This is a genomic window from uncultured Caballeronia sp. (assembly GCF_964243625.1).
Classification (GTDB): Bacteria; Pseudomonadota; Gammaproteobacteria; order Burkholderiales; family Burkholderiaceae; genus Caballeronia.
In genome coordinates this window covers 1-9,222 of sequence record NZ_CAXTGZ010000212.1, presented here as the reverse complement: position 1 = coordinate 9,222, position 9,222 = coordinate 1, and the positions used below count along the sequence as shown (strand labels likewise).

Annotated in this window: 8 protein-coding genes; 5 read left to right on the top strand and 3 right to left on the bottom strand. The window is 59.9% G+C overall.

Going from position 1 to position 9,222, the window contains the following annotated elements; genetic code table 11:
* The 5 genes from ACFFAR_RS15910 to ACFFAR_RS15890 form a co-directional block, all read left to right on the top strand.
* On the top strand, positions 1 to 825 hold an 825-nt coding region (locus ACFFAR_RS15910), incomplete at its 5' end, for a methyltransferase domain-containing protein (protein WP_375508103.1).
* A 21-nt stretch (positions 826 to 846) separates the two neighbouring features.
* Entirely contained in the window at positions 847 to 1,887 is a 1,041-nt protein-coding gene (locus ACFFAR_RS15905; RefSeq protein ID WP_174363306.1) for an alpha/beta fold hydrolase, read from the top strand.
* Between the two features lie 266 nt (positions 1,888 to 2,153).
* Positions 2,154 to 4,313: a TonB-dependent siderophore receptor gene (locus ACFFAR_RS15900; protein WP_375508104.1), complete on the top strand. Its 2,160-nt coding sequence runs from the start codon at positions 2,154 to 2,156 to the stop codon at positions 4,311 to 4,313.
* 38 nt (positions 4,314 to 4,351) lie between these two features.
* Positions 4,352 to 4,954: a nicotinamide riboside transporter PnuC gene (pnuC, locus tag ACFFAR_RS15895; protein WP_174363308.1), complete on the top strand. Its 603-nt coding sequence runs from the start codon at positions 4,352 to 4,354 to the stop codon at positions 4,952 to 4,954.
* Positions 4,955 to 4,961: 7 nt separating this feature from the next.
* On the top strand, positions 4,962 to 6,164 hold the full coding sequence (locus ACFFAR_RS15890) for a phosphotransferase (RefSeq protein ID WP_174363309.1): 1,203 nt from the start codon (positions 4,962 to 4,964) through the stop codon (positions 6,162 to 6,164).
* Between the two features lie 56 nt (positions 6,165 to 6,220).
* Here ACFFAR_RS15890 and ACFFAR_RS15885 read toward each other — a convergent pair whose 3' ends face one another.
* From ACFFAR_RS15885 to ACFFAR_RS15875, 3 genes are all read right to left on the bottom strand, one after another.
* Entirely contained in the window at positions 6,221 to 7,555 is a 1,335-nt protein-coding gene (locus ACFFAR_RS15885; RefSeq protein WP_174363310.1) for an MFS transporter, read from the bottom strand.
* Between the two features lie 44 nt (positions 7,556 to 7,599).
* Positions 7,600 to 8,634: a LacI family DNA-binding transcriptional regulator gene (locus ACFFAR_RS15880; protein ID WP_375508102.1), complete on the bottom strand. Its 1,035-nt coding sequence runs from the start codon at positions 8,632 to 8,634 to the stop codon at positions 7,600 to 7,602.
* 304 nt (positions 8,635 to 8,938) lie between these two features.
* Positions 8,939 to 9,222, bottom strand: a 284-nt coding sequence (locus ACFFAR_RS15875; protein ID WP_174363312.1) for a DUF899 family protein, incomplete at its 5' end; no start/stop codon positions are given.

The window sequence follows — 9,222 nt, the reverse complement described above, 5'->3', positions numbered from 1 at the left end:
ATGACCAACTCACGATCCCCTTCCCAGCTTGGTGATTTTTCGCGTGTCGATTCTGTGGATGCGGACACTTTTGTCGCGCGGCTCGACGTCATGCAGGCGCTCGATTCGTTCCGGGTCTATAAGCAGGAGACGTTTGAATTAATGGGTCTCAAGCCCGGCATGCATATCGCCGACATAGGCTGCGGACCGGGCGACGATCTCGGCAAGCTGGCATTGCAGGTTGTTCCCGGTGGCAGCGCGGTGGGATTCGACTTGAGCGAAGCCATGCTGGAAGAAGCACGCCGTCGTCACACGGACGTGCCGTCGCTGAGTTTCAGGAATGCGCCGGCTAACGAGCTGGGCGTCCCGGCGCGCAGCTTCGATGCGGTGCGCGCCGACCGCGTGCTGATCCACGTTCCAAGGCCGCAAGAAGCGCTCAAGGAGATGATTCGCGTGACGCGCCCGGGTGGGCGCATTGTGGTAAGCGAGCCTGATATGCCCGGTTGCTGGGTTGCAAGCAGCGACTATGTGCTGACGGGGCGCATCATGCAGTCGATCGCTGAGTCATGCGTCAATCCTTACCTTGCTCGCGATCTGTACGCCATGTTCCACGATGCAGGCCTGCGCGACATCACGTTCAGCATGCGCAGCGTGAGCGCGTTCGATCCCCAGTCGGTCAACAAGATTCTCGATTTCAAGAGCGTCCTTGCCGGCATGCACGCACGCAAACTGTTCACGGACGACGAGGTGATGCGATGGATTACGGAGTTCGAAGAACGCGGCCGGACCGGGCGTTTCGTTGCGGGTCTGCCCGTGATGATCGTGAGCGGCACCACCCAGGACTGAGTCTCGCGAACGGCAACCAAGATGCGTGATACTCAACTCAGTTGGCGCACACTTTACGGCTATGCGCGTGCCGTAAGCGCCTTTAGCAAGTCCGTGCTTCCGGACCTGACGCGCACGAGCTTCGAGCGGCTTGCGTCAGCAGGAGGCGCTGCCACGCCCGGTGCAATGCAGGCCGCCTTGCCGCCGCACGAAGCGTTCGCGACCTCCGACAACTACCCGTTGGCTTATCGCCATTATGAATCGCGGAGCACGCATCGCGTTGTGATCCTGGTGCACGGTGCGGGATGTTTCGGCGACCAGTTGCACGTGCTGGCGCAGCACTTGTCGCAGCGTGATATTGCCGATGTGTACACGCTCGATATGCGTGGCCATGGACTCTCGCCGGGATGTCCCGGTCATGCAGTCGATGAACCGCATCAGATGATCTCGGATGTCGCCGACTTCATTACGTTCGCTGCGCGCCGTCACAAAGGATCGTCGATTGTGTTGGGCGGTCATTCTGCCGGAGGCGGTCTCGTTCTTGCCATCTCGCGCAGTCCGCTTCATCGGCTGGTGACGGGTTATTTGTTTCTTGCTCCGTTCCTCGGGCTTGGCTCGCCTGTGAATCGTCCTTACTTTGGAGGATGGGTGCGTCTTCGCGGTGTGCGCCTGCGGCTACTGAGCCTGCTTAGCGCATTAGGTATTACGCGTTTCAACGGGAGCACGGTAGTCGAGTTTGCGCCCGCGGCGCGTGCGATCGACAAGCGTTATATCCAAAGCTGGTCGTTCAATACGACGCTCGCATTCGGTCCCGGGCTTTGGGTCGAGAAAAAACCGCCTATTGGTCCCGACGTGCCGGTACTGGTCTTGTCGGGAGACAATGACGAGTGTTTCCATGTATCGCTTTATCCTGCGGCATTCAAGATCGTCGCGCCGCACGCGGAGATTTGCAGCATGGGCGCAATCGGCCATTGGGACCTGCTTGCCGATCCCGCGATGCTTGGCGCCGTGGAACGCTGGTTAGGACGGCAAGACATGAAACCCATGGGCGTGCCCCAGGTTGTCAAGGCATCGACTTATTGAATTCGCCCGAAAATCTTTCCACGCTGCTTAATTCTGTAACATGTCGCCTGCAGCGAAACAGGCGGCTCCGGGAACAGTCGGGCGCCTGACGCTTAACTCCCATTCTGATTATTTTTGTTGATCAAAGAGATCCGCTTTTCTCCATTTATCGATGTGGGCTGGCGGACGCCTGTCAGCATTATCCAAGAACAATGAATAACAAGAGACTTACTCAGGCGCCGTCCGTGCATCATTCGCAATTCGTTGCGCATCGAACATCGGTCGTCATGGTTGCCGTTACCACGCTGTTTGGCATGCAGGCAGCATTTGCGCAGGCAGGATCGCCAGCCGCGCCTGACGGCGTAGCGGTGCTTCCGGCGGTAAGCGTGACGGCCACGCATGACAATGACTATCGCGCGCGCTCCGCCTCTGTTGCCGGGTTCGACGAAATGCCGCTGCAGGACACGCCCGCGTCTGTGTCGGTCGTCACTCGCGCGCAACTCGATGACCAGCACGCAAAGTTGCTCAGCGATGTGGTGCGCAACGACGCATCGGTGAACAACGATTATGCGCCGGTAGGTTATTACCAGGGTTTTACGATTCGCGGTTTCCCGATCGACCTTGCCAGCGCCATCAAGATCAACGGTCTGACCATTTCCGGCGAGCAGAATGTCGCGTTGGAAAACAAGGACCGGGTCGAGATATTGAAGGGGCTTGCGGGCATAGAAAGCGGGGTGGTCGCGCCGGGCGGCATCATCAACTTCGTGACCAAGCGCCCGCGGAATGTCGCGAGCATCACGACCGATGTCGACAGCCGCGGGTCCACGTCCGCCGCCGTCGACCTGGGGCGGCGCTTTGGTGATCAGAATCAGTTCGGGTTGCGAATCAATGCGGCGAAAGAGAACATCCACTCTTATGTGGATGGCGCCGATGGCCGCCGCACATTCGGCTCGATTGCAGCCGACTGGATCATCAGCCCGCGCGCGAGCCTTCAATTCGATGCCGAGTTCCAGCAACTGATCCAGCGCTCGGCATCGGGGTATCAATTGCTAGGTGGGACGGCGGTGCCGTCGGCTGCGTCGGCATCGAAGCTGCTTGGCTTGCAGCCGTGGACCAAGCCCGTCACCACCGACGCGCTCAATCTCAACACGCGGTTCGACTACAGCTTCAACGACAAGTGGCAGGGTTACATAGCCGCCAGCCGCAGCCACACCATGATCGACGACAACGTCGCATTCGCCTATGGTTGCGGCTACGTCCCGAGTTGTGGCGCGGGCGGCACGTCGCCGTTTTTCTTTGCATCGAACGGAGATTTCGATGTCTACGACTACCGGAGTCCGGGGGAATATCGGCGAAACGATGAAGTTCGTGCCGTGCTCACTGGCAAGTTTTCAACCGGCTGGCTCCAGCATGACGTGACCTTCGGCACCAGCGTGCAGCGGCGCGTGGTCGATTTGTCGAACGCGGTGTATGACTATGTTGGCAGCGAGAATATCTACGGGCCGAACCTGACATTCGATCCGTCGCCGAATTCGCCGAGCGCGTCTTTTCCGCAACTCGATTCGCGCCAGTATTCCGTATCCGGCACGGACCGGATCACGTTCAACGATCACTGGCAGATCCTCGCCGGAGGGCGTGGCGTCCTGCTGCGTCAGCGAAGCTGGACTGAAATGGATGGCCCGGCTACCGACACGGACCGTTCCATCTTCCTGCCGCAAGTGGCGGTCGTGTACAAACCAGTCGCGCCACTTTCGTTTTATGCGTCTTATAGCAAGGCGCTTTCGCTTGGCGATCAGGCTCCCGTTCGTGCGAGCAATGCGTATGCATTTCTTCCGCCAGTCGTATCCAATCAGGTTGAAGTGGGCGCCAAGTACGACTGGCTCGACCGGTTGAATCTCACGGCGGCAGTGTTCGCGATCAACAAGCCGTTCGAATACGCAAAGCCCGATTCCACCGATGCAGGCTACACGTTCACGCAACAGGGAACGGAGCGTCATCAGGGCATCGAGCTGAGCGCAGCGGGACGGGCGACGGACCGGCTGACGCTGACGGCCAGCATCGCGGCGATCAGGGCGCGTGCGTACGACTCGGGCACGCCCGCATACGAGGGTCATCAGGTGATCAACGTGCCGCGCTTGAGCGCCGCGCTTTATGCGGACTATGCCGTGCCGCATGTTGCGGGACTCGATCTGCTCGGCGGCGTCAACTACAGCGGCAGCAAGGCCGCAAACGAGGAGGGCACGGCAAGCGTCCCGTCTTATTTCGTCTTCAATCTCGGCGCGCGATACACCACGAAGCTTGGCGGCCACAAGACGGTGGTGCGGCTCTCCGTCGATAACCTCTTCAACAAGTATTACTGGCAGGATAGCGGCGAGCTTCAGGGCGACGCATATCTCTTCCTTGGTGCGCCCCGCACTGCACGTTTGTCGTTGACTTATGATTTCTAGAAATGTCTTACACGCATCCCTGAACCGAGGCCAATGCAATGTCCGTGCTTGAAATCATCGGTGTTATTGTGAGCGCGCTTGCCATCTGGCTGACTGCGCGACGCAAGATGCTTTGCTGGCCGGTGGGACTGGCGTCGGTGGCGCTGTACGGCTGGATTTTTTTCGATGCAAAGCTCTACTCCGACATGCTTCTGCAAGGCGCTTTCGCGGTCCTGCAGGTCTATGGATGGTGGGTCTGGCTTGAGCAAGGAAAACGGAACACGCAGGTGGATTCCGGTGAGGTGCGCGTGCAGGCGGTTGCGCGCAAGGCGCTCGTGATGGGCTTGCTGCTTGCGGTCATTGGAAGCGCGGTGCTCGGGTCGTTGATGGCGCGTTTCACGGACGCCGCGTTGCCGTACGTGGATGCGTCGTTGACGGCTTTCAGCCTCGTCGCGCAATACTGGACGGCGCGGCGTTATATCGCGTCTTGGTGGCTCTGGATCGCAGTGGACGTCGTGTACGTCGGGATGTTTGTTTTCAAGGGTCTTTATCCGACCTCCGGGCTCTACGCGCTGTTCGTCGCATTGGCCGTGATCGGATTGCGCGACTGGAGCCGTGCGGCGGCGCGTGTTGAACCGGCTCAGACGCCGCACGCAGCCTGAGGCGGTCATGTCGACAGGAAAGCCGTTCAAACCAATAGCTTCGGATGCACCATCCGCCGATATCGCGCCCCTGCAATTCGGTGTCGATGGCGAGCAGGCCGAGCGCGACTGGCCGTTGATCACCCGCGAAGAAGTCGAGGCGGTGCTTGGCAGGTTTCCTTCGATTGATCCCTTGGCCGGCTTAACGTGGCACAGCCCCCGGCCGTTCTCGGCGGCCGTGCTGATCACGACGGCGAACGGCAACGAGTTTTTCGTGAAACGGCATCACGTGAACATCCGCGACGTGGAAGGGCTCGCCGAAGAGCATGCTTTCATCGCGTATCTCGCGTCACGTGGGCTGCCCGTTGCCGACATCATTGCGATGCCTGACGGCGCCACGGCAGTGACTCAAGGCGAATGGACATACGAGGTTCATCGTGCGGCGGGTGGGGCGGATGTGTATCGGAAAGCGATGTCATGGACGCCCTTCGCCGATCTTTCCCATGCGTTTGCGGCGGGCCAGATGCTCGCGCGCTTGCACATTGCTGCGCGCGATTACGCCGCACCGGCGCGCGCCATTCGTCCGCTGCTCTCGAGTTTTCGGGCGCTCAATGAATCCGATCTGATCGGCGCACTCGACAGGTGGATCAACGCACAGCCCTTGCTGGTTCGCGCCCTGGGAGCGCGTGACTGGCGTTCGGACGTGTCAGAGGTCATCTTGCCCTGGCATGCGCGGCTGGCGCCTTTCCTGCCCGGATTGCGCCCGCTGTGGACACATGGCGACTGGCACGCTTCTAACCTTCTCTGGACCGGTAGCACACCCGGCGCGCAAGTCAGCACCATCCTGGATTTTGGTCTATCCGACCGGACGTGCGCGGTCTACGATCTCGCGGTTGCGATCGAGCGAAATGCCATCGAGTGGTTATCCGCGCAAGACACACGGCGCGTGCATCTCGATCATATCGACGCGTTGCTGAACGGGTATGAGTCGATCACGCCCTTGTCCGGTGATGAATACGCGGCGCTGGTGGCTTTATTGCCAATTGTACATGCGGAGTTCGCGCTTTCCGAGGTTGCTTATTTTCACGCTACGCTAGGGTCGTCGGAGAACGCAGAGATTGCGTACGATGGTTATCTGCTCGGACACGCGCGATGGTTCTCTGAGCCGGCGGGAAGGGCGTTGCTCGATCATCTTGAGAGCCGCGAGCGCGTCTTCAGATCGCTGGATTAAAGATTCCGGTCGCTTGCGATGGCCGACCATCGCAAGCGAAAGCTACATCACACCCTTCACGTATGGCGTTCCTCGACAAACGTCCCGCGCGGCGCGTTCTCCAGGGCGGTATCGTGTTTGAGCAACAAGACGGCCGCAACACCGACCAGGCCCGCGCCCGACAGACACAACAAGCCAGCGGCGAAGCTGCCAGTACTGTCCTTGATCCAGCCCATCGCATAGGGGCCGAAGAATCCCGCCAGGTTGCCCAGCGAGTTCACAGCGGCAATACCACCGGCGGCCGCCGCTCCTGAGAGAAACGCGGCAGGCAAGGTCCAGATCACCGGCAGGCAACCGAAGATGCCGAACCCGGCAATGGAAAGCGCAAGCATCTTCAGCACCGGATTATCCAGCGCAGTGGATGCCGCAATCCCGCCCGCGGCGACCAGCAGCGCAATCGCCACATGCCATTTGCGTTCGAGCTTGCGATCCGAGTGGCGGCCCCAGTACACCATGCTGATCGCGCCCACAATGTAAGGCAGCGACGTGACGAATCCCGTCTGCACATTCGTCAGGCCGAAGCCTTTCACGATCTGCGGCAGGAAAAAGCTCAGGCCGTAGTTCGTTGCGTTTGCACCGAAGTAGATCAGCGCGACGGCGAGCACGCGCGGATTGAACAAGGCTTCCTTCACGCTGAAGCTGCGCACGGCTTCGCGCTGCCGACGCTCTTCGGCCTGCCGGTTGACGAGCCAGTTACGCTGGTCGTCGGTGAGCCACTTTGCGTCGGCGGGTTTGTCGGTGAGATAGAAGAACACCACGAACGCGAGGCAGAGCGCAGGTAATGCCTCGATCAGGTAGACCCACTGCCAGCCCGCGAGGCCCCCGAGTTTGTCGAGGTTCAGCAGCGCACCGGAGATAGGCGCGCCGATGACCGTGGAGAGCGGAATCGCGACCATGAAATAACCGACCACACGCCCGCGATACGCTGCCGGAAACCAAAGGGTCAGCAAGAAGATGATGCCGGGGAAAAAGCCTGCCTCAGCAATCCCGAGCAGCACTCGCAGCGAATAAAAGACGTGCGCGGGGGACATCCCCGTGTATTGCGCGATATGCGGAATGAATGCCATCGCGGCCGCGAGGATGCCCCACGTGAACATGATCCGCGCGATCCATTTGCGTGCGCCGAATTTTTCCAGCAGCAGATTGGACGGCACTTCGAAAAAGAAATAGGCGATGAAGAAAATCCCCGCACCAAAGCCGAACGCGCTGGGCGAAAACCCGAGGTCCTTGTTCATCTGCAACGCGGCAAAACCCACGTTCACGCGGTCCAGATAAGCGATGAAATAACAAAGCATCAGGAAGGGGACTAGACGCGCCGTCACGCGCGTCAGTGTGCTTTTTTCGAGGTCCATTTGCCATGTCTCCTGTTTTCAAGTTGTGATTCGTCTGAAACGTTTCATCCGGGTACGGCTGTTTCTGCTGATACATACGTTGTGCTTTCACGCACCAGCAACTCGGCCTTGAAGCTCAAGTGAACGAATTCGTCTTGCTCGCCGTTCATAAGCTTGAGCATCAATTGCCAGATTGCATGGCCGATAGCCTCCACGGGCTGACGTATCGATGTCAGATACGGGCGCAGCACGGACATCCAGGGGGCGTCATCGAAGGAAAGCAGCGACACGTCTGATGGGATGTGCAAGTCGGCATCGCGGATGGCGCGCAGCGCGCCGAGCGTCGTGACGTTGCAACCTGTGAAGAGGGCAGTCGGGCGCGTGGAACCGCTCAATACCTTGAGCGTGGTGGCATGGCTTTGGGTGGCCGTCATGCCGCATTCGATCACTGCAATGTACCGGGCGAGATGCGCTTTGCGCATTGCATCCATATAAGCGTCCGCGCGTTCTCGCGAGTTCACCAGTTCCAGAGTGTTGACGAGGAACGCGATGCGCCGGTGGCCGAGCGCGATCAAGTGTGCGGTTCCGTCGGCGGATGCGCTGCGGCTGTTGGTCGTCACCGTGTTCGCCGGGAAGGTGTCGTCCACACGATCGGCCATGACGAGCGGCACATTGCATTCCCGCGCCTCGGCTATTGCGTGCTGATAACCCCGGCACGGAATGATGATCATGCCCGCTACCTGACGCGACATCACAAAACGGATGCGCTCGGTTTCGCGTTCGGGGTTCTCGTTGGCATGGGCAAGGATGAGCTGGTAACCATGCTGCAGCGCATGATTTTCGAGGGCGCGCGCAATGTCGACAAAGAACTGGTTGGTGAGGTCGGGAAGAACCAGACCGATGGAAGTGGGACGGCCGCGGCGCAGGTCGGCGGCGATCTCGTTGCGCCGGTATCCAATCAGACGTGCCGCATCCCAGACGCGGCGCGCCCGCTCGGCGCTGACTCCGGAAGCACCGGACAGCACCTTCGACGCTGTGCCGACAGACACCTTCGCCGCATTCGCGACATCGCGCAGCGTAGGGAGAGTTCTGTCAGGCATGCTCATGGATCACCCATTCGCCATCGGCTGAAACGTTTCAGAGGATAGGCGATGAATGGAGCGGTTACAAGAAATCCCCGCTCAGGGTTTACGGCGGCACGGGTAAATGCGGGGGGGCGTGCGGGGTCGCGCTTGTCAGCGCTTGTTAGTGACAGTACAAGTCGTTCTCAGCGATGAACATGTCGAACGCAAGCTGCCTGGCGACCGTCTCGCGTGCGGTCGTGAGCCATCGGCTTTGGCGCCAGGCGCGAATGAGTCGGCCTGTTTCGCCTCCAGGCCGACTCGTTCACGCGATCAACTGAAGCTAGTGGCAACATCCTCCGGACTCATGCTTCACGTCATCGTAACGATCGTGATGCCGCATCCAGTCCGTCATGCCATGTTCTTCATCGCGTCCTTTGGGCGTGATGTCGAGCAGGTCATACGCGCCGATCAGCGGTTCGACTCCGCGTCCATATGCGGAGAACGTGCGGAATACATCGCCGGCTTCGTCCTTGTAGAACACGCTGACGCCGGGCATTTCGTCGCTATCGAAACCAGGCTCCTTTGTCTCGTGTATCTGAAAGTTGTAGTCGATCCTGCCCGTGG

Bases quoted from the DNA above. Each gene is read 5' to 3' on its own strand.
- ACFFAR_RS15905 (WP_174363306.1), top strand. From the start codon at position 847: ATGCGTGATACTCAACTCAGTTGGCGCACACTTTACGGCTATGCGCGT.
- ACFFAR_RS15900 (WP_375508104.1), top strand. From the start codon at position 2,154: ATGGTTGCCGTTACCACGCTGTTTGGCATGCAGGCAGCATTTGCGCAG.
- ACFFAR_RS15885 (WP_174363310.1), bottom strand. From the start codon at position 7,555: ATGGACCTCGAAAAAAGCACACTGACGCGCGTGACGGCGCGTCTAGTC.
- ACFFAR_RS15890 (WP_174363309.1), top strand. From the start codon at position 4,962: ATGTCGACAGGAAAGCCGTTCAAACCAATAGCTTCGGATGCACCATCC.
- ACFFAR_RS15880 (WP_375508102.1), bottom strand. From the start codon at position 8,634: ATGCCTGACAGAACTCTCCCTACGCTGCGCGATGTCGCGAATGCGGCG.
- pnuC (WP_174363308.1), top strand. From the start codon at position 4,352: ATGTCCGTGCTTGAAATCATCGGTGTTATTGTGAGCGCGCTTGCCATC.